General features: G+C 71.1%; 20 protein-coding genes and 1 pseudogene. 12 read left to right on the top strand and 9 right to left on the bottom strand.

Annotated features, from left to right (window positions below; all coding sequences use genetic code 11):
• Positions 1-14 precede the first annotated feature (14 nt).
• Both ACQP1K_RS06890 and ACQP1K_RS06885 read right to left on the bottom strand, forming a co-directional pair.
• Positions 15-1328 carry a HAMP domain-containing sensor histidine kinase gene (locus ACQP1K_RS06890; protein WP_433500031.1) on the bottom strand — a complete coding sequence of 438 codons (1314 nt, stop codon included), beginning with the start codon at positions 1326-1328 and terminating at the stop codon, positions 15-17.
• 16 nt (positions 1329-1344) lie between these two features.
• Positions 1345-2040: a response regulator transcription factor gene (locus ACQP1K_RS06885; protein WP_433500030.1), complete on the bottom strand. Its 696-nt coding sequence runs from the start codon at positions 2038-2040 to the stop codon at positions 1345-1347.
• Between the two features lie 78 nt (positions 2041-2118).
• Between ACQP1K_RS06885 and ACQP1K_RS06880 the strand changes: the two genes are divergently transcribed.
• Positions 2119-2793, top strand: a complete 675-nt coding sequence (locus ACQP1K_RS06880) for a hypothetical protein (protein WP_433500029.1) — start codon at positions 2119-2121, stop codon at positions 2791-2793.
• Positions 2794-2850: 57 nt separating this feature from the next.
• Here the strand turns inward: ACQP1K_RS06880 and ACQP1K_RS06875 are convergent, their stop codons facing one another.
• Positions 2851-3576, bottom strand: coding sequence for a DUF305 domain-containing protein (locus ACQP1K_RS06875; protein ID WP_433500028.1), 726 nt, complete (start codon positions 3574-3576; stop codon positions 2851-2853).
• 679 nt (positions 3577-4255) lie between these two features.
• On the opposite strand from ACQP1K_RS06875, the gene ACQP1K_RS06870 reads away from it, so the two are divergent.
• The 3 genes from ACQP1K_RS06870 to ACQP1K_RS06860 all read left to right on the top strand — a co-directional run bounded on the left by ACQP1K_RS06870 (position 4256) and on the right by ACQP1K_RS06860 (position 7363).
• Entirely contained in the window at positions 4256-5260 is a 1005-nt protein-coding gene (locus ACQP1K_RS06870) for a LacI family DNA-binding transcriptional regulator (protein WP_055477861.1), read from the top strand.
• Positions 5247-6779 carry a protein kinase domain-containing protein gene (locus tag ACQP1K_RS06865; RefSeq protein ID WP_433500027.1) on the top strand — a complete coding sequence of 511 codons (1533 nt, stop codon included), beginning with the start codon at positions 5247-5249 and terminating at the stop codon, positions 6777-6779. Before ACQP1K_RS06870 ends, ACQP1K_RS06865 begins: the two co-directional genes overlap by 14 nt.
• 203 nt (positions 6780-6982) lie before the next feature.
• Complete coding sequence (locus tag ACQP1K_RS06860; RefSeq protein ID WP_433500026.1) at positions 6983-7363, top strand: hypothetical protein; 381 nt, start codon at positions 6983-6985, stop codon at positions 7361-7363.
• An 84-nt stretch (positions 7364-7447) separates the two neighbouring features.
• Here ACQP1K_RS06860 and ACQP1K_RS06855 read toward each other — a convergent pair whose 3' ends face one another.
• The 6 genes and pseudogenes from ACQP1K_RS06855 to ACQP1K_RS06830 all read right to left on the bottom strand — a co-directional run.
• Complete coding sequence (locus ACQP1K_RS06855) at positions 7448-7726, bottom strand: hypothetical protein (RefSeq protein WP_433500025.1); 279 nt, start codon at positions 7724-7726, stop codon at positions 7448-7450.
• Positions 7723-8004 (bottom strand): DUF6158 family protein, encoded by a 282-nt coding sequence (locus ACQP1K_RS06850; protein ID WP_433500024.1) that lies wholly within the window; start codon positions 8002-8004, stop codon positions 7723-7725. Before ACQP1K_RS06850 ends, ACQP1K_RS06855 begins: the two co-directional genes overlap by 4 nt.
• A 15-nt stretch (positions 8005-8019) precedes the next feature.
• Positions 8020-8178 (bottom strand): hypothetical protein, encoded by a 159-nt coding sequence (locus ACQP1K_RS06845; RefSeq protein WP_433500023.1) that lies wholly within the window; start codon positions 8176-8178, stop codon positions 8020-8022.
• A gap of 150 nt (positions 8179-8328) precedes the next feature.
• Positions 8329-8550, bottom strand: coding sequence for a DUF397 domain-containing protein (locus ACQP1K_RS06840; RefSeq protein WP_433501504.1), 222 nt, complete (start codon positions 8548-8550; stop codon positions 8329-8331).
• Complete coding sequence (locus tag ACQP1K_RS06835) at positions 8547-8735, bottom strand: Scr1 family TA system antitoxin-like transcriptional regulator (RefSeq protein ID WP_433500022.1); 189 nt, start codon at positions 8733-8735, stop codon at positions 8547-8549. The genes ACQP1K_RS06840 and ACQP1K_RS06835 overlap by 4 nt, the downstream gene beginning before the upstream one ends.
• A gap of 52 nt (positions 8736-8787) precedes the next feature.
• Positions 8788-9000 (bottom strand): annotated as a pseudogene (locus ACQP1K_RS06830) (helix-turn-helix domain-containing protein); the annotation flags it as partial.
• Between the two features lie 145 nt (positions 9001-9145).
• On the opposite strand from ACQP1K_RS06830, the gene ACQP1K_RS06825 reads away from it, so the two are divergent.
• From ACQP1K_RS06825 to rodA, 8 genes are all read left to right on the top strand, one after another.
• Positions 9146-9673 (top strand): ATP-binding protein, encoded by a 528-nt coding sequence (locus ACQP1K_RS06825; RefSeq protein WP_433500021.1) that lies wholly within the window; start codon positions 9146-9148, stop codon positions 9671-9673.
• 138 nt (positions 9674-9811) lie between these two features.
• On the top strand, positions 9812-11290 hold the full coding sequence (locus ACQP1K_RS06820) for an MFS transporter (protein WP_433500020.1): 1479 nt from the start codon (positions 9812-9814) through the stop codon (positions 11288-11290).
• Between the two features lie 123 nt (positions 11291-11413).
• Positions 11414-12427 (top strand): agmatinase, encoded by a 1014-nt coding sequence (gene speB / locus ACQP1K_RS06815; protein ID WP_433500019.1) that lies wholly within the window; start codon positions 11414-11416, stop codon positions 12425-12427.
• Between the two features lie 221 nt (positions 12428-12648).
• On the top strand, positions 12649-13674 hold the full coding sequence (locus ACQP1K_RS06810) for a rod shape-determining protein (protein ID WP_433500018.1): 1026 nt from the start codon (positions 12649-12651) through the stop codon (positions 13672-13674).
• The gene (gene mreC, locus ACQP1K_RS06805; protein WP_433500017.1) at positions 13671-14510 is read left to right on the top strand and encodes a rod shape-determining protein MreC; all 840 of its coding nucleotides are present in this window, start codon (positions 13671-13673) and stop codon (positions 14508-14510) included. The genes ACQP1K_RS06810 and mreC overlap by 4 nt, the downstream gene beginning before the upstream one ends.
• A complete protein-coding gene (locus tag ACQP1K_RS06800; protein WP_433500016.1) occupies positions 14510-15061 on the top strand; it encodes a rod shape-determining protein MreD in 552 nt (183 codons plus the stop codon). The genes mreC and ACQP1K_RS06800 overlap by 1 nt, the downstream gene beginning before the upstream one ends.
• A complete protein-coding gene (gene mrdA, locus ACQP1K_RS06795; protein ID WP_433500015.1) occupies positions 15054-17042 on the top strand; it encodes a penicillin-binding protein 2 in 1989 nt (662 codons plus the stop codon). The genes ACQP1K_RS06800 and mrdA overlap by 8 nt, the downstream gene beginning before the upstream one ends.
• On the top strand, positions 17039-18217 hold the full coding sequence (gene rodA, locus ACQP1K_RS06790; RefSeq protein ID WP_433500014.1) for a rod shape-determining protein RodA: 1179 nt from the start codon (positions 17039-17041) through the stop codon (positions 18215-18217). The genes mrdA and rodA overlap by 4 nt, the downstream gene beginning before the upstream one ends.
• The last annotated feature ends 43 nt before the right edge of the window (positions 18218-18260 follow it).

The following is an 18260-nucleotide window of genomic DNA, read 5'->3' as shown; positions in this document are numbered from 1 at the left end:
CGGCGGAGGCGGGTTCACCTGCCCCGGCGGCGGAGCAGGCGGCGGGGTGGGCGATCAGGGGCGCCGCCGTCGGCCCGCAGCCACACGTGCACGCAGGCGCCCCCGAGCTCCGACCCCTCGATCCGCACGCCGCCGCCGGCCGCCTCGGCCAGGCGGCGGACGATGTCCAGACCGAGGCCGGTCGAGCCCGCGCCGCTGTGCCCCCGCCTGAGCGCGCCTTCGGGATCGTCGATGCCCGGACCGGCGTCCGAGACGAGGATGTCGACCATGTCGGCTCGCCGCCGCAGGGTGACCCGGAAGGCCGTCCCCTGCGGCGTGTGCCGGAAGACGTTGCCGAGCAGCGCGTCGATGGCCGCGCCGAGATCGGCCGCCCCGACCGGCACCCGGCCGGGGGCGTCGGCGCCGGCGAGCCGCCAGGGGCGTCCCTGATCCTCGGCCAGCGCCGACCAGAAGATGAACCGCTCGCGCAGGACGTCGGCCGCGTCGCACCCGCCCGGCAGCGGCCGGGCCGGCTTGCGAGCCGCCCGGATGATCTCGTCCACCGCCTCTTCGAGCCGCTCGACGGCGAGCCTGCGCTGCTCCGCCTCCGGCCCGGCGCCGCCGATGTTGAGCCGCAGCGCGGTCAGCGGGGTGCGCAGCCGGTGGGACAGGTCCGCCGCCAATTCGCGTTCCGCCGCCAGCAGCCCGGCCACCTGGTCGGCCATCGTGTTGAACGCCTGCCCGGCCGCGACGAGCTCGGGCGGTCCGTCCGGCTCGATGCGTACGGACAGGTCGCCTGCCCCGAGGGAGGTCGCGGCCGCGCCGAGACGGCGGGCCGCCCGCACCACCCTGGCCCCCAGCCGGTCGGCCACCACGACCGATCCGACGACCAGGACGACCGCCACGGCCGTCAGCACGGCCCACGACGTCGTGACGCCCTTCTTCACATCCGCCTCGGGGGCGTACGCCTCGATGACCGCACGCCGCCCGCTGTCGAGCGCGACCGGCCTGAGCAGCACGTACCCACCCGAGACCGGCACGGTCCTGGCTCGTTCGAACGCGGCGGCGACGTCGGCGGCCCGGACCCTCGACGAACCGATCGTGCGGTCGCCGGACAGGTGCACGGCGAGCCGCCCCGCCCCCGCCGGGGTGCTGGCCAGCGCGCGTTCGAGCGCGGCCGCGTCATCGGTGACCACCAGCGCGGGGACGATCATGCTCGCCTGCCGCTCCGCCTCGGCGAGCGCGCGGCTCTCGGCGATCTCCTGCACCGCGACGGCCAGCGGGATCAGGAAGGCCAGCGCCACCATGGCGGTGACCGCCACCGCCACCAGGGCCAGGCTGCGCCTCACCGCCGCGGCGGTTCTGTCACGAGGCGGAGGCGCCGGGCGGGCTGAGCCGTACGCCGACTCCCCGGACGGTGTGGAGGTAGCGCGGGCGGGACGCGCTCTCCCCGAGCTTGCGGCGCAGCCACGACAGGTGGACGTCGATCGTCTGGTCGTCGCCGTAGGACTGCCGCCAGACCTCGGCCAGCAGTTCCTTGCGGGAGATCACCCGTCCCGGCCTGGCGCACAGGTAGGCCAGCAGGTCGAACTCCCGCCGCGTGAGGTCGAGCGGAACGCCGTCCAGGCGGGCCGACCGGCCGTCGACGTCGATGACGAGGCCTCCGACGCTGATCACGGTGGTGGCGGTGGCCGACCCGGACCTGGCCCGCCGCAGCACCGCCTCCAGCCGGGCGTTCAGGTGCTCTCCGGAGAACGGTTTGACCAGGTAGTCGTCTGCGCCGCCGCGCAGCAACCTGACGATCTCGGCCTCGTCGTCGCGCGCCGTGGCCACGATGACGGGCACGTCGGAGATCGCGCGGAGCATCTTGAGCGCTTCCGCGCCGTCCAGGTCGGGCAGGCCGAGATCGAGGACGACCACGTCGGGGGCGGACTGCGCGATCTCGCGCAGCGCGTCGAGCGCCCGGCCCGCGCTGCGTACGGCATGGCTCCGGCCGGCCAGATCACGGATGATCGCGGAGCGGACGAACTCATCGTCCTCCACCACCAAAACGGTCGCCATGGGCAGAAACGTACACCTGTCGCAGACAGCGCGCGCCGGTATCGGGAATTGTCCGTTGAAGGTTAAACTCAGCGTCCGATGAAACGGCCCCTGGGTTACACGCTCGCCTGGTGCGGGGCGACCGCACTGGCCGTGGGCCTGTCCTGGCTCGGCGTACGCGACGTGCTGCACAGCGCGATCCTGGACGACGCGCCGCTCTCCCCTGTGGTTGCCGCCGGGTCCGATGCCCCCTCACCCGGTCCCCTTCCGACCGTCCCCACCGGGTCGGCCTCGTCCGGCGCGTCGGACGCTCCGGCCGGCGCGACACCGGAGGCGCACACCCCCCGCGTTCGGCGTACGACCGGCGGCCGGACCGATCGGGCGCCCTCCCCCTCGCCGCGGCCGCCGCGCACCCGTGAAACGCACCCGGCTCCGGTGGGCGAGCCGGTCGTGACGAAGACCCCGGCAAGGGCTCCGGTGACGGCGGACGCGACGGCGAAGCCGGCAGCGGGCAAGCCGACGGCCGGGTCGACGACGGCCGCCGCCGCGGACGAGACCCTGCACACGTTCACGCTCAGGGGCGGCCGCGCGACGATCGCGGTCACCGCGGAGAACTGCCGAGTGGTGACCGCCGCGCCGAGCGACGGCTATGAGGTGAAGGTCTGGGAGGAGCCGTACTGGCTGCGCGTCGCCTTCCTGCGCGGATCGAGTGAATCGTCCGCGTTCTGCACGTGGAACGCCCTGCCGCCCCGGCTGGACACCTACGAGAACTGACCCCGATCCCGATAGCGGAGGAGCGGAAGGTCCGTGAGGGCCGGAGCGTCCGCCGAATCAGCTCCGGGGCTTGAGCGACTCCAGCTTCTTGAGATAGCCGCGCATCTCCTTGATCTCGGCGCGCTGGCCGGTGACCAGTGCGTCGGCCATGGACTTGGCCTCCGCGAAGGCGCCCTCCGCCTGCTCCTGCTGCGCGACCTCGATCGAACCGCGATGATGCTCGATCATCAGTTCGATGAACAGCCGGTCGAACTCGAGACCGGACGCCTTCGACAGCCGGGTGATGTCGGCCTTCGACGCCATGCCCGGCATGCGGTGGTCGCGGGGCAGCGGCTCCTCACCCCATTCGTCGAGCCAGCCCTTGGCCGTACGGATCTGCGGGTCGCGGGTCTCGGTGATCTTCATGGCCAGGTCCCTGACCCACTGGTCGCCCGCCTGGGTCCGGGCGAGGATCGTCATGTCCATGGCTTGAAGATGATGCGGGATCACCATCTGGGCGAACCGAACATCGGCGGCATTATACCCGACGGCCGGCGTCACGACCGGCGCCGGGCTCGCGGCGGCCTCGGACGGATCCCCGGCGGGAGCCGCCGATGGCGACTCGGCGAGGGATTCGGCCGGCGTCATGGAAGGCTGCGCCGAGGGCGTAGCGGCGGCCGGACTGACCGTGGAGCCCGCGTCGCCCCCCGCCGATCCGCCGCATCCGGCGATCACGGCCATCGCCAGCGCACTCGTCAACACGCCCGTCAGGCGGGGCGGGACGACGCGACGGATGGAGATCATGCTGAAACAGCCTTTCGAATCACGGCTCGGCGAATGGATCGGCGCGGTCGGGAAGGGCATCCGCCGGGCGAGAGCGGCGCGCGCGGCATCCGGCCGACCACGGTGGATCCCTTTCGAAGGGACCTTACCGCCGTGTTCCCTCCGGCAACGCCGCCCCCTCCCATCGTGATCTTGCGGATTCTCTGCCAGGCCTTCCGACCAGGCAGAAGGCTGTTCATGATCTTCCCATGGTGGATACACTTCAAACCGCAAGATCACCCCGATCATTCGCCCAGGTAAACCGGCGTCCATGCGAGAAACTGCAAGATCACGAGATATGTCTTGGCAGGTCAGACAGCAGACGTGCGAGCAACTGCAAGATCACGGGGTGGGAGGGGGGATCATGGAGTGACCAGGACGGAGATGGGGCCGGGACGGGGCACCCGATGACATGGAGAGGAACCGGACAATCTAATTTAAACTAGAACTAACGGCAATAAATGCCATAAAAAGTGGATAAATACTCCACTCGCTTTCCAGCTACCGCAACCGTCCTCTAGCCTCCCTTCATGGGCAACATCACTGAAACTCAACGAAAAGTTTCACACCTAGGAAACCTCTGTTGACACGAAGGAAACAGTGATACTTTCCCCTTGGGAGCGCTCCCAAGCCGTGTGAAACTTCGGGCCGAGGAGACCGCATGGCCGATCTTCCCACCCTGGCAGAGGTAGCCGCCGCAGCTGGCGTCTCCCCGGCAACCGCCTCCCGAGTCCTGACCGGCTCGGTGCGCGTGACCACTTCGACACGCCGCCAAGTCCACGACGCGATGTCGCGTCTGGGCTATGTGCGGCGCCGGGCTCCCCGTGGTTCTGCGGGCCGGCGGACGGATCAGATCATCGCCGCCGTCGTCTGCGAACACAGTCCGCGTCTGTTCAGCGAGCCGTTCTACGCACGGCTCCTGTCGGCCTGCGAGGAGGTGCTCACGGCCCACGGCGTACCCATGGTCGTCATGACGGCGACCCCCGCCACGGCCTCGATCACCGCTCCCCCGCTGGTCGCAGGGGCTGTGGACGGAGTGCTCCTGATAAGCGCGCGCACCCGGCATCCACTCGCGGTCACGCTGGCGGCGTCGGGGATTCCGGTACGCTGCGCCGGACGACCACCGGAGGGCATCGACCTGCCGTACGTCGACATGGACAACATGGACGGCGGGCGGCAAGCAGCCGAACATCTACTTCTCAACAATCGTAGAGCCATCGCCACGATCGCCGGGCCGCCCACGCTGCCCGCCGCGCGGGACCGGCTCGAAGGCTTCCGGCAGACGCTGCGCGACGCGGGCGTGCATGAGATGCCCGTGGCGTACGGCGACTTCACCCACGCCTCGGGCGCGCATGCGATGCAGTGGCTGCTCCAACGGGCGCCGCACCTGGACGCCGTGTTCGCGGCCTCCGACGTGATGGCGGCCGGCGCGATGCAGACACTGCGCCGCGCCGGGCGCAAGGTGCCGGAGGACGTGGCCGTGATCGGGTACGACGACGCTCCGGTCGCGCGCCATGTGACGCCGGCGCTGACCACCGTGCGCCAGCCCGTGGAGGAGATGGCCACGCTGGCGGCCCGGATGCTCCTCATGACGCTGGGGGACGAGGAGAAGCCGAAGGGCAATCCCGTACTTCCCACGGAACTGGTGGTTCGTGAATCGGCCTGAGCTTCGAGAAGGCGACGTCCTGACCCGTCGCTATCTGCTCAAGGAGCGCATCGCGACGGGCGGGATGTCGGTCATCTGGCGCGCCTTCGACCAGTCCCTGCAGCGGATGGTCGCGATCAAGGTGATGGACGGCTCGCTCGACGAGGATCACCCGGGCCGGGAACTGATCCGCCGGGAGGCCCGGGCCACCGCCCGGCTGATCCACCCGGACGCGATCGAGGTGTACGACTACGGCGAGACCGTGACGAACCGCGGCAGACTCGCAGCGTACGTCGTGATGCGCCTGCTGGAGGGCCGGCCGCTGGCCGAACGCATAGCGGAAGGGCCGCTGCCGTGGCCGGAGGCCGTGGCGATAACCGCCGGACTGGCCCAGGTGCTCGCCGCCGCCCACGACAAGGGCATCGTCCACCGCGACGTGACCCCGGAGAACGTGCTGCTCGCCGCCGACGGCCCGAAGCTGCTCGACTTCGGCATCGCCGCCTTCATCGGCGAGGCCGACGACCAGCTCGTGGCCGATTTCGGCACGCCGCCGTACGTCGCTCCCGAGCGTCTCAGGGGCACGACGGCGGATCCGGCTGTGGACGTCTACGCCCTCGGTGTGCTGCTGTTCGAGATGCTCACGGGTGCCCTGCCGTACCCGGAGCGGACCTGGGAGGCGATCGAGGCGGCCCGGCGGGAAGGCCCGCCTCCGGCACCCAAGGGGGTGCCCGACCTGCCCCCGGAGGTGGCGGAGCTGTGCCGCAGCTGCCTGTCGGCCGATCCGGCGGAGCGCCCCTGCGCCGCCGCGCTGGCCGCCGCGCTGGCGACCCCACCGCCGGCCCGACACCGCACCGGTGGTTCTCGCGTGACCGGCTGGGGAGCCGGGGCCGCCATCGGAGCCCTGACGATCGCCAGTGTGCTCTGGCTCAACCAGGCCGGGGCCGAGGGAACGGACGACCCCGCCGCGCTGGCGGCCGCGCTTCCCTCCGTCACCGCGCAGACGACACTCTCCGACGAGGGGGCGCCGCTGTCCACCTCGTCACCGAGCACGCCGCAGGTGAAGCCCGTCACCAACCCGCGGGCGACCACGGGGGCGCCGAAGCCGGCCCGGACGCCGACCCACAGTCGGAGTGAACCCAGGGCCGAGGCCACGCCGCGCAGACCGGTGCCGCACGCCACCCGCACACCCTCGGCCTCTCTCACGCCCCACACCTCCCGCACCCCCCAGACCAGGAAACACGAGGTCGACCCGCTCCCGCTGGCCACCCAAGCCAGACCGATCGCGGTCGACGAAGCCGTCAGGCGGTTCAACCTGCTGCTGGACGGCGCCGAGGCGACCGGCGACGTCGACGAGGACGTCGCCCTCGACCTCAAGCAGGTGCTGCGCAACTCGATCGCCGACGGGTCGGGTGTGCACTCGGTACGCGACAAAATCGCCGTACGGTTCCGCGAAGGCCGGCTGACCCCGTTGCTGAGGCAGGAGCTGGATCTCGCACTGGACAAGGTGGCCGACGCTCTCGCTCAGGCGAGCGGGGTCTGATCTCCCTTCAGACCGGTCGACTTTTGCCCGGAAACCACAATTTGGGAGCGCTCCCATGCACTTTTCATTGGTATAGCGACGCCGTCCGTGTCCCCCGATCCCGCCGCGACCCCCGCGCAAGCCCCGTGTAAGCGATCTGCAAGCACGCCTTTCTAGGTTCTGCGAGTCGCACATCGTCTGTGCACATCACCTGGAAAGGCATCATGAACAACCTCAAGAAGATTCTCGCCGTCGCCGGCGCGTCCGCCCTGCTGGCCGTGACCGCCGCCGCGTGCGGCGCCGCCGGCAATGTCGCGACCTGCCAGGAGGCGCTCAAGGCTTTCACCGATTTCAGCCCCAAGATCACAGCCGCGGCCGGCGATCTCGGGGGCTTCAACGAGGCGATGGCGGAGTTCGGGAACCAGCTGACGGACCTGGCCGGCAAGGCCGACGGCGATGTGAAGGGCTCCCTCACCAAGATGGCCGAGTCCTTCAAGAACTACAAGATCGACGCATCCGACCCGGCCGCCGCCACGGCGAAGCTGCCCGAACTCGTCTCCGAGATCAACGCCGCCGGCCAGGAGCTCGGCGCCGCGTGCTCCTGAGATGTCCGCCCCGCTGACCACCTGACGCGGGTGGCGAAGCCGCCGGCCTCCTCCCCTCCGGACGGCTTCGCCGCCCACCACGGGTCAGCGGTCGAGGCCCCAGTCGTGCGGCCCGAGCAGATAGCTCTCCCCGCTCGGCACGAGGCGGCCACCGCCGACCAGGGCGTCGAGGCTGTGCCGTACGGTCTCCTCGGGCAGACCGGCCAGCCCGGTGATCTCGGTGACGGTGGCCGGGCGCTCCGCCACGTTGAGCGCGGCGACCGCCTCGTAGACGGTCAGGTCGGTCCCGGACATCTCCTGGACGTCCTCCAGGCTCTCGCCCGGAGCCCGGTCGTCGCGGTCACGGTCGCCCATGGTCGTCACAGGCCGCGCATCCTCGCCCCGCTGCGCAACCGCTCGGGGTCGATGTGCCGATCGGGGAACCGTTCGAGATACTCCCGCTCCAGCTCCTCCGTCCGGGAGGTGTGCCGCTCCAGCGCGTCGTCGGAGCCGTGGAAAAGCGCGTCCGACCGTGTCTCGTGCAGGTGGCGCAACTCGCGGAACAGATCCTCGTCCTCGAGCACGCGCGGGTCGACGCCCATGGCGCCGCCCGCGGAAACTCCTTGTGGACTCGGGCTCTCCGCCGGGCCCGTCGTGGTCATCGTGCGTTCTCCTCCTCAGACCTCTGTCGGCTTGTCCCACCGCTCGTCGGGATTGTCGTCGTCGGGCCGCGCGATGGGCGGATCCGTCGCCGACGGCGTGTGCTCCTCGGCGAAGTCAGGCTCGATCTCAAAGTCCGGTTCATCCTGGATGTCCGGATCGTTCTCACGTCGCATGCCGGTCTCCTGCCCCCTCACCGGGTCGCCATGCACGTCTGGAACCGCAGGACGTCGCGGCGACCGTACGGCCCCGCACCCCGCCGCCCCGGGCACGGGCCGTACGGCCGATCATCAGGACGTCGAGGACGTCAGGACATCGTCAGCACGTCAGGACAGGTCGAACTCCCCACCCTTGACGCCGTCGAGGAAGGCCTCCCACTCCCCCGTGGTGAACAGCAGTTTCGGGCCCTCCGGATCCTTGGAGTCCCGTACGGCGATGCCGTCACTGATCCAGGCGACCTCGACACACTGGTCGCCCACCGCGTTGGAGCGGGCCGCCTTGCGCCAGGCGGCCCCGGCCGGGTCGTCCGCCGGTTCGATTCCCCTCATCTTCCCGCCATCTCCTTCTCCACCGACTCGATCTTCTCTATGGACTTCTCCGGGCCGAGCGCGGCGGCACGAAGGTGATCGAAGACCTGGACATATCCGCTGACGTGCTCCGGGTTCTCCAGACAGAGCCCGCCGCCCATGTTCTCCAGCAGCACCGCGTCGGCGTCCTCCGGATCGGCAGGCATGCCACCGGCCCCGCCGGCCCGCCTCCCGGGCGAGGCCGGGAAGAGCCTCGCGTTCGGTGCCGGTCACCCCGTAGAGGTCGAGGAGTTCGCGCATGGTCCGGCCCTGCGGCCGGGTATGCCCGGTCTCGATCCGATACACCGCGGAACCCGCCACGCCCGGGCACCGGGCCACTTCCTCGCGGCTGTATCCGGCCTCGCGTCGCGGGCGCGTCAACTCGCCGGAAAGCCGGCGCAGCCTGACCGTCGGGCTTCGTCCTGTCCCCATGAGACCGAGTACCCCCTTCGACAGGAAGTGTGCAATGGTGCATTCGCACTATTGCGTGGCCGAATTCCAAAGTGCAGGATGAATGCAGTCTGACACGGACGGCGACCGGTCATAGGCAGGCGGGTATACAGGGAGTTATCACAGGATGACAATTCTCAACCTCCCGGGGAGAATCGCGATCTCGCGGCCCTACTCGGGGGAGCCCTCGGAGGCCGGGAAGGCCCGGCGGTTCGTCGCCGCCGTCCTTGACTCGACCGAGGAGATCCGCACGCCCGGCGGGCACCCCTGCCGCGACGACGCCGTCCAGCTGATCGGCGAGTTGATCGCGGAGTCGCTGCGCCATGCCCACGCCTGCGCGAGCCGTCCCGATTACACGGTGTCCGTACGGGCCACCGGCGGCTGGACCCGGGTGGCGTTGTCCACGCAGGCCTGCGGCTGCTGGACCGCTCCGGAGCTGACGCCGGGCCGCGGCGTCCACCTCGTCGATCTGTTCACCGTGCGATGGGGCGTCTCCACGAGCCGGGGCGGGGTCTCCGTCTGGTTCGAGCTCGGGCACAAGGACGCGCCCGTGGCCGCCACCCCCGACTCTCCCCCTGACCGGGCCGGCGCCGGGCGGGTCAGTACGGACTCCGTCCGTACCGAACGGATCGCCAGGGACCCCCGCGGGCGCTGACGCGCCGCCGAGGGCCCGTCCCGCCACCTCAGCCCCCTCCATAACTCGGCAATACGGTCTTTTGCCGCTATTAGCCCTGATTCTGGGTAGACGCCGCCATATCGCACGAATGAGGGGGGCCACGAGCGAGGGGGCGATGTGGCGCGAATTAGCACCGATATTCCGGCCCGGCTCGACCGCCTGCCCTGGGCCCGCTGGCACTGGCTGGTGCTGATCGGACTCGGCACGGTGTGGGTCCTCGACGGGCTCGAGGTCACGATCGTCGGCGTCATCGGCCCCCGGATCACCGACCCCCGCAGCGGGCTGGGCCTGACCGACAGCCAGGTCGGGGTCGCCGCCGGCGTCTACGTCGCCGGCGCCTGCGTCGGCGCCCTCTTCTTCGGCCATCTGACGGACCGTTTCGGGCGTAAGAGGCTCTTCCTGGTGACGCTGGTCCTCTATCTCGTCGCGACCGTCGCCACGGCCTTCTCGACCGAGGCCTGGTACTTCTACCTGTGCCGCCTGTTCACCGGCGCCGGCGTCGGCGGGGAGTACGCCGCGATCAACTCGGCGATCGACGAGCTCATCCCGGCCCGCGTGCGCGGCACGGTCGATCTCGTGGTGAACGGCTCGTTCTGGCTGGGCACCGCGATCGGCGCGGCCATCGCGATCCCGATGCTCGACCCGGGCGTGCTCGCCATCGACGTCGGATGGCGGGTGCTGTTCGGCATGGGCGCGGTGCTGGGCATCGGAATCCTGCTGGTCAGGCGGCTCGTGCCGGAGAGCCCCCGGTGGCTGTTCATCCACTGCAGGGAACGGGAGGCGGAGGAGATCGTCCGCCGGATCGAGGAGCGGGTCCAGGAGGAGATCGGGGAGCGGCGGCTCGACCCGCCGGGCAGGGAGATCCGGATCAGCCAGCGCCGGCACACCCCGCTGACCGAGGTGGCGGCCGCCCTGCTGCGCCGCTACCCCAAGCGGACGCTCGTCGGGCTCGCGCTGTTCATCGGCCAGGCTTTCCTGTACAACTCCATCTACTTCACGTACGCCCTGGTGCTCTCGACGTTCTTCGGGGTGCCCGACGGCGGCACGCCCTGGTACCTCGTGCCGATCGCCATCGGAAACTTCTGCGGACCGGTGCTGCTCGGCAGGTTCTTCGACTCGATCGGCCGCCGGGTGATGATCTCGGGCTGCTACATCCTGTCCGGCCTGCTGCTGCTCGGCACGGCCGCCCTGTTCAACGGCGGGGCGCTGTCGGCCGGGACGCTCACCGTCTGCTGGATGGTGGTCTTCTTCTTCGCCTCGGCCGGGGCCAGCTCGGCCTATCTGACGGTCTCCGAGATCTTCCCGATGGAGACCCGGGCATTGGCGATCGCGCTGTTCTACGCGGTGGGCACCGGCCTCGGCGGCATCATCGGGCCGATCCTGTTCGGCCGCCTGGTCGAGAGCCAGATGGTCGGCAACGTGGTCTTCGGCTACGCGATCGGCGCCGCACTCATGATCGCCGCCGGGCTGGTGGAGTGGTTCATGGGCGTCGAGGCGGCCAGGCGGTCGCTGGAGGACATCGCCGCACCGCTGAGCGTCCAGGAGCGCGAGCCGCCCGACCACGCGACGCCTCCTCGCCTGCCTCCGGAGGCGTGAGTGATCACGCTGTCCGGTCAAGCCGTACGGGCCGACAAATGGCGTAATTTGCCCCACTTGCGATAGGACTGGGCACGTCATGTGCGCTGCGAGGCGCCGCCGTCGCCGTCCGAAGGAGTACGGTTGACCCGCTACGGCCAGATGTTCGGCCCCGACATCACCTTCCTCGGCGTGGATCGCTGCGATCTGAACGATCCCGCCGGCTACGCGGACGCCGATGTGATCATCTTGGGGGCGCCGTTCGACGGCGGCACCTCGCACCGGCCGGGGGCGCGCTTCGGGCCGAACGCCATCCGCCAGACCTGCTACCTGCCGCACGACGGATCGCGCCCCAGTCTGGCGATGCGCGTCGACGCCCTGCGAGATCTGCGCGTGCTGGACGCGGGCGACGTCGAGACGTACTCCGGCGACGTCGAGGGCAGCCTGCGTGCCATCGAGGAAGCGGTCGCCCGCATCGCGGCCTCCGGCGCGATCCCCATCGTGCTGGGCGGAGACCACACCGTCGCCCTGCCCGACGCGACGGGAGTGGCCCGCCATCACGGGTTCGGCCGGATCTCCATGCTGCACTTCGACGCGCACGCCGACACCGGGCACATCGAGTTCGGCCACCTCTACGGCCACGGACAGCCCATGCGGCGGCTCATCGAGTCGGGCGCCATCCGCGGCGACCGGTTCCTGCAGATCGGCCTGCGCGGCTACTGGCCGGAGCCGGACACCCTGGACTGGATGGCCGGTCAGCGGATGCGCTCGTACGAGATGACCGAGATCGTGGCCAGGGGCCTCGACGAGTGCCTCACGGAGGCGTACGGCATCGCACTCGACGACTGCGACGGCGTCTATCTGTCGGTGGACGTCGACGTCTGCGATCCCGGCCACGCGCCCGGCACCGGAACGCCCGAGCCCGGCGGCCTGTCGGCCCGTCAGCTTCTCGACGCGGTCCGCCGGACCTGCTACGAATTGCCCGTCGTCGGGGTGGAGATCGTCGAGGTGGCCCCACCGTACGATCACGCGGACATCACGGCCTATCTTGGGAACCGTGTCGTCCTCGAAGCGCTCTCGGCCATCGCCCGCCGCCGCAAGGACACCGCCGAGGGCACCCACTGGGATCCGTCCAGGCCGCTCCTCGACGGCCGCTGACCCCGGCCCCTGACTCCCGGTGATCGGGACGGGAGTGCCGGACTGTATCCAATCGGTCACGGAGAGCCCTGATCGAGTTGATTTCGGTCGCTCGGTGCTTCACACTACTGGTGATCGGCAGCCGTCGATCATGGGGGTTTTCGGGGACCCGCGACTGTTTAAGTGGCTCAGGCGCCGGGCAGCGGCGAGCCGTGCTCTCCTCAACTGAAAGCTGGTCGGCGATGGGTTTCGCGTTCCTCGGCCGGGACATCGCGGTAGATCTCGGTACGGCGAACACACTCGTGTACGTACGGAAGAGGGGCGTCGTCCTCGACGAGCCCTCCGTGGTCGCGATCAACCTGCACACCGGCAAGATGATGGCCGCGGGCGCGGCGGCCCGGGAGATGATCGGGCGCACCCCGCCCCACGTCGCCACGCTCCGTCCGCTGCGCGACGGCGTGATCGCGGATCTCGAGGCGACCGAGCGCATGCTCCGCCACTTCATCGAGCTGGCGCACCCGAACCGCTATCTCGCCAAGCCCCGCGTCGTCGTCGCCGTGCCGAGCGGCACGACCAGCGTGGAGCAGCGCGCGGTCAAGGAGGCGGCCTACGAGGCGGGGGCCCGGCGGGTGCGGCTGATCGAGGAGCCGATGGCCGCGGCGATCGGCGCCGGGCTGAAAGTCGGCGAGACGGCCGGCAACATGGTCGTGGACATCGGCGGCGGCACGACGGAGGTCGCGATCGTCTCCATGGGCGGCGTCGTGGTGTCCAAGTCGGTCCGCGTCGGCGGCGACGAGTTCGACGAGGCGATCATCAACCACGTCAAGAAGCAGCACTCCCTGCTCCTGGGCGAGCGTACGGCCGAGCACATCAAGATCAACCTCGGTGCGGCAGAGGCCGAGGGCGACGACGACGCCGTCCCGATCCGCGGCCGTGACCTGGTGACCGGGCTGCCGAAGACGGCCACGATCTCCCGGGCCGAGGTCCGGAAGGCGATCGAGGACCAGGTCCAGACACTCGTCGACGCGGTGCAGACGACGCTCGACCAGTGTCCCGCCGAGCTCGCCGGCGATCTGCTGGACAACGGCATCGTGCTCACCGGCGGGGGCTCGCTGCTCGACGGACTGCCCGACCGGCTGAGAGAGGCGATCGGCATGCCGATCCACCTGGTCGACGAGCCGCTGCGGTCGGTCGTGATGGGCGCCGGGCGCTGCGTCGAACAGTTCGACGAGATGCAGGACTTCTTCCTTCCCGAAACCCGGCGATGAGGACCTCCGGCCGGCGGGTGCCCGTACTGCTGGTCCTTGTGTCCGTCCTGCTGATCGCCGCCGACCGCTGGGTGTCGCTGACCTCGCTGCGGGCATTCGGGTCGGCCGTCTTCGGCTCGCTGGAGAGCGCCGCCTCCTCGGCTGCCCGCTGGCCTTCCGACACCGGGCGGATCGAGAGCCTGGAGCGGGAGAACGCCCGGCTGCGCGCCGCGCTGCTCGCGGCCGGACGGAACGATGAGCAGCCCAAACGCGACAAAGGCGACAAGAGCCGGGGGGACGGCTACCGCGCCGTACCCGCCCACACCATCGGCTTCGGCCGGGACCAGACGGTGACGATCGACGTCGGCGGCGCCGCCGGGGTGGCACGCGACATGACGGTGTTCGACTCCGACGGCCTCATCGGCCGGGTGGTCCAGGCCGGGCCGGCGACCGCGACCGTGCAGCTCGTCACCTCCCCGTCCGCCTCGGTCGGCGCCAGGCTGTCCGGCTCCCGTGAGGCGGGGATGGTCGAAGGCGGCATGGTGAGCAGCGGGCCGGACCGGGGCCTGCTCCGGCTCAGCCTGCTGAATCCCGAGGCGTCCGTCCGGGTGGGCGACCGAGTGGTGACGCTCGGGTCGCCGAACCTGCGGCCCTACGTCCCCGGCGTCCCCATCGGCAGCGTGGTCTCGGTGGAGGCCGCGTCCGGCGGGCTGACCCGGACCGCGCTCGTGCGGCCGTTCGCCCGCTTCACCGCCCTCGACCTCGTCACCGTGGTGCTCGGACCCGAGACCGAACCGAAATCCCCCGAACCGAAGTCCCCCGGGCCGAGGGGTGACAAGACGAGGGGTGACCGGTGATGCGGATGTTCCTGCTCGCTGCGGTGTTCGTTATCCTCGCCCCGGTCGTGCAGGCCACCGTGGTGAACGGCCTGCCGTGGGGCGGCCCCGACCTCGTCCTGATCGGCGTCGTCGCGCTCGCGCCGATGACACGTCACGGCGCCCTGCTCGGGTTCGCCGCCGGTCTCGCCGCCGACATCGCCCCGCCGGCCGACCACACCATCGGCCGCCACGCCCTCGTCTTATGCCTGGCCGGATGGTTCCTCGCCCGGATCCCGCCGGAGACGCCCGCCGGGTTCGGCCTGACGGCCCGGGCGGGCCGTACCCGCCGGGCGAGGCTGCGTTCCGCACCGCCGCCGGTCAGGGCCGCGCCGGTCGCCTTCGTGGCCGTGCTGCTCGACGCCCTGCTCACCGTTCTGCTGGGTAACGAGCCGAGGGACCCGGTCCTCGCCTCGCTGCCCGGCTCGCTCGCCTGGACCGTCCTCGGCGCGGTGGCCGTCTCCGCCGCGATCTCCCTGCTCCCCAGGAACGGGCCGTCGTCTCGGCGCCGGCTCTGGGGCCGCCATGCGTAACCAGGTGCATCGGGGACGGTTGGCGGTCCTGTTCGCGATCGTGACGTCGCTCATGCTGACGCTCCTCGGCCGCATGTGGTACCTGCAGATCACCACCGGTCCCGAGTACGCCAGGGCGGCCACCGAGAACCGCGTGCGGACGGTCGCTCTCCCGCCGGTGCGCGGCCGGATCCTCGACGTACACGGCCGTCCCCTGGTGACCAACCGGACCAGGCCGCAGGTGTCGGTGGACTACATGACGCTCATCCACCAGCCCGACCGCGGCAGGGCCGTGCTCGCGCGGCTGGCCAAGGCGCTCGGCCGGCCGTACGAAGAGATCGCGAACCGGGCGCGGCTGTGCGGCCAGGGCGTGTCACGGCCGTGCTGGCCCGGCTCGCCGTACGAGCCGATCATCGTGGCCGACGACGTCGACGCCAGGACGGCGCTGTCCATCGCCGAGCGGCAGGACGAGTTCCCCGGGGTCGGTACGGCGCTGCGGCCGGTCCGCGTCTACCCGCTCGGCACGGCGGCCGCCCACCTGCTCGGCTACCTGCGACCGGCGTCGGCGCCCGCAGCCGGCGGCAGGGGCACGGAACTCGTCGGCCGCGACGGGCTGGAGGCACAGTACGACGACGTGCTGGCCGGCCGTCCCGGTGTGCGGGAGATCGCCGTCAACAGCGCGGGCAAGGTCACCGGTGTGCTCGGCGAGCAGGATCCCGAGCCCGGCCACGACCTGCTCACCAGCATCGACTCCCGGATCCAGAAGATCACCGAACACGCGCTGGCCACGACGATCGCCAAGGCGCGCAAGCGGGGCGAGCCCGCGGACGCCGGCGCCGCCGTGGTGCTGGAGGCCAGGACCGGGCGGGTGACCGCGCTCGCCAGCCACCCCGGTTACGACCCGGCGGTGTGGGGGCGCGACCTGTCCCAGCAGGACTTCGAGTCGCTGCCGCTGGCCTCCAACGCGGTGCTCGGGCAGTGGGCGCCCGGCTCCACCTGGAAGATCATCTCTACGGCCGCGGCGGTGCGATCCGGCCGCAGACCCGGCGCCTCCTACGACTGCCCGGGCTCCTACCAGGTGGGCGGGCGATCGTTTCGCAACTTCGAGGGCGCCGCGCTCGGCCGGATGGACCTGCACCGGGCCCTGGTGGTCTCATGCGACACGATCTTCTACCGGTTCGCCGACCAGATGTGGCGGCGCGACGGCGGTCTCGAGCCGGTCCGCCGTCCCAAGGACCCGATGCAGGCCATGGCCAGGGAGTTCGGCTTCGGCGACCGCACCGGGGTGGACCTGCCGAACGAGGCCGCCGGCCGGGTGCCCGACCGGGACTGGAAGAAGGCCACCTGGGAGCGGACCAGGGAGGCCACCTGCCGCCGGGCCAAGACCGGCTATCCGGAGGAGTCCGACCGGAAGCGGGCCGCCTATCTCAAGACCCTGGCGGCGGAGAACTGCCGGAGCGGGGGCGTCTGGTGGGCGGGCGACGCCGCGAACTTCGCGATCGGCCAGGGCGACGTACTGGTCACCCCGCTGCAGCTCGCCCGGGGCTACGCCGCGCTCGCCAACGGCGGCAAGCTGTTCAGCCCGCGCATCGCCAAGGCCGTGGTAGGGCCGGACGGCAAGGTGCTCCGCAAGATCAAGCCCCCGGTCGTGGGCAAGGTCGCCGTCTCGGGCAAGACCCTGCGCTACATCCGCGACGCGCTCGCCGACGTTCCCCGTGAGGGCACCGCCGCCGGCGCCTTCGCCGGCTTCCCGTTCGACCGGCTCGCCGTCGCGGGCAAAACCGGCACGGCCGAGGCGTACGGCAGGCAGGACACCTCGTGGTTCGCGTCCTTCGCCCCCGCGGAACGCCCCGAATATGTGGTGGTCGTCGTGGTGTCGCAGGGCGGCACCGGCGGATCGACCGCCGCCCCGGCCGCCCGCGAGATCTGGGAGGGCATCTACCGCCTCCCGGCCGGGTCGTCCGCACGCGGTGGTAGTGGCGGTGGTGATGGTGGGCGATGACGATTCCGCGCCCCCTCGGAATCTGGTCGGCACTCGGCCGCGGCCTCTCGCGACCGGCGCGGGCCCGTACGGCCCGGCGGTCCGCCTCGGCGTCGCTCGACTGGTGGGTGACGATCCCCGCCGTCGTCCTGTGCGGGATCGGCCTGCTGCTGGTCTGGTCGGCGACCCGCAACGAGCCGGACGTCTCCCTGCTCTCGCGGCAGCTCTTCAGCGTGTGCCTGGGCTCTGTGCTCATGTGGCTCGTGTCCCGCCACGATCCCCGGGTGCTGCGGGCCTACGTCCCGGTGCTCTACCTGCTCACGCTCGCCGGGCTGGTCGCCGTGCTCACCCCACTGGGCCGGACCGTCAACGGGTCGCACGCGTGGATCTTCCTGGGGTCCGGGCTGCAGTTCCAGCCCTCGGAGTTCGCCAAGGTCGCGCTGATCCTGGCGCTGGCCGCGGTTCTCGGGGAGCTGCGGGAGGGTGAGCGACGTCCCGGCCGGGGCGCGGTGCTGCTGGCCCTGGCGCTCGCCGCCGCCCCCATCGGCCTGATCATGTTCCAGCCGGACCACGGCACGGTCCTCGTCTTCGCCGTGATCACGGGCGGGATGGTCCTGGTCTCCGGGGCGCCCAAGCGCTGGCTGGCCGGGCTGGCGGCGGCCGGCGCCCTGGCCGTCCTCCTGGTGTGGCTGCTCGGCCTCGTCCAGCCCTACCAGATCCAGCGGCTGATGGTGCTCACCGACCCGAACGCCGACCCCATGGGCCTCGGCTACAACGCCACCCAAGCGCGGATCGCGATCGGCTCGGGTGGTCTGCTCGGCAAGGGGCTGTTCCACGGGGACCAGACCGCCGGGCATTTCGTGCCCGAGCAGCACACCGACTTCATCTTCACCGTCGCCGGCGAGGAGCTCGGTTTCCTCGGCTGCGCGTTCATCGTGCTGCTGATGCTCTCCGTGCTGTGGCGCGGGCTGCTGATCGCCGCCCGCAGCGCCACGCCGTACGGCACGGTGCTGGCGGGCGGCGTGGTCTGCTGGCTGGCGTTCCAGACGTTCGTCAACGTGGGGATGACCATCGGGCTGCTGCCGATCACCGGTCTGCCGCTGCCGTTCGTCTCGTACGGCGGCTCGGCCACCATCTCCACGCTCACCGCGATCGGCCTCCTCGGCGCCGTGGGCAAGCGCCGGGAACGGACCTGACCGCCCGGCGGCGCCGGGGGACGCGACGGCGCCGGGGGACGCG

It is taken from the genome of Sphaerimonospora sp. CA-214678, assembly GCF_050942215.1.
In the GTDB taxonomy this organism is placed as follows: domain Bacteria; phylum Actinomycetota; class Actinomycetes; order Streptosporangiales; family Streptosporangiaceae; genus Sphaerimonospora.
This window is presented reverse-complemented; position numbering and strand designations above follow the sequence as displayed.

Bases quoted from the DNA above. Each gene is read 5' to 3' on its own strand.
- ACQP1K_RS06885 (WP_433500030.1), bottom strand. From the start codon at position 2,040: ATGGCGACCGTTTTGGTGGTGGAGGACGATGAGTTCGTCCGCTCCGCG.
- ACQP1K_RS06880 (WP_433500029.1), top strand. From the start codon at position 2,119: ATGAAACGGCCCCTGGGTTACACGCTCGCCTGGTGCGGGGCGACCGCA.
- ACQP1K_RS06875 (WP_433500028.1), bottom strand. From the start codon at position 3,576: ATGATCTCCATCCGTCGCGTCGTCCCGCCCCGCCTGACGGGCGTGTTG.
- ACQP1K_RS06870 (WP_055477861.1), top strand. From the start codon at position 4,256: ATGGCCGATCTTCCCACCCTGGCAGAGGTAGCCGCCGCAGCTGGCGTC.
- ACQP1K_RS06860 (WP_433500026.1), top strand. From the start codon at position 6,983: ATGAACAACCTCAAGAAGATTCTCGCCGTCGCCGGCGCGTCCGCCCTG.
- ACQP1K_RS06850 (WP_433500024.1), bottom strand. From the start codon at position 8,004: ATGACCACGACGGGCCCGGCGGAGAGCCCGAGTCCACAAGGAGTTTCC.
- ACQP1K_RS06845 (WP_433500023.1), bottom strand. From the start codon at position 8,178: ATGCGACGTGAGAACGATCCGGACATCCAGGATGAACCGGACTTTGAG.
- ACQP1K_RS06840 (WP_433501504.1), bottom strand. From the start codon at position 8,550: ATGAGGGGAATCGAACCGGCGGACGACCCGGCCGGGGCCGCCTGGCGC.
- ACQP1K_RS06835 (WP_433500022.1), bottom strand. From the start codon at position 8,735: ATGCCTGCCGATCCGGAGGACGCCGACGCGGTGCTGCTGGAGAACATG.
- ACQP1K_RS06825 (WP_433500021.1), top strand. From the start codon at position 9,146: ATGACAATTCTCAACCTCCCGGGGAGAATCGCGATCTCGCGGCCCTAC.
- ACQP1K_RS06810 (WP_433500018.1), top strand. From the start codon at position 12,649: ATGGGTTTCGCGTTCCTCGGCCGGGACATCGCGGTAGATCTCGGTACG.
- mreC (WP_433500017.1), top strand. From the start codon at position 13,671: ATGAGGACCTCCGGCCGGCGGGTGCCCGTACTGCTGGTCCTTGTGTCC.
- ACQP1K_RS06800 (WP_433500016.1), top strand. From the start codon at position 14,510: ATGCGGATGTTCCTGCTCGCTGCGGTGTTCGTTATCCTCGCCCCGGTC.
- mrdA (WP_433500015.1), top strand. From the start codon at position 15,054: ATGCGTAACCAGGTGCATCGGGGACGGTTGGCGGTCCTGTTCGCGATC.
- rodA (WP_433500014.1), top strand. From the start codon at position 17,039: ATGACGATTCCGCGCCCCCTCGGAATCTGGTCGGCACTCGGCCGCGGC.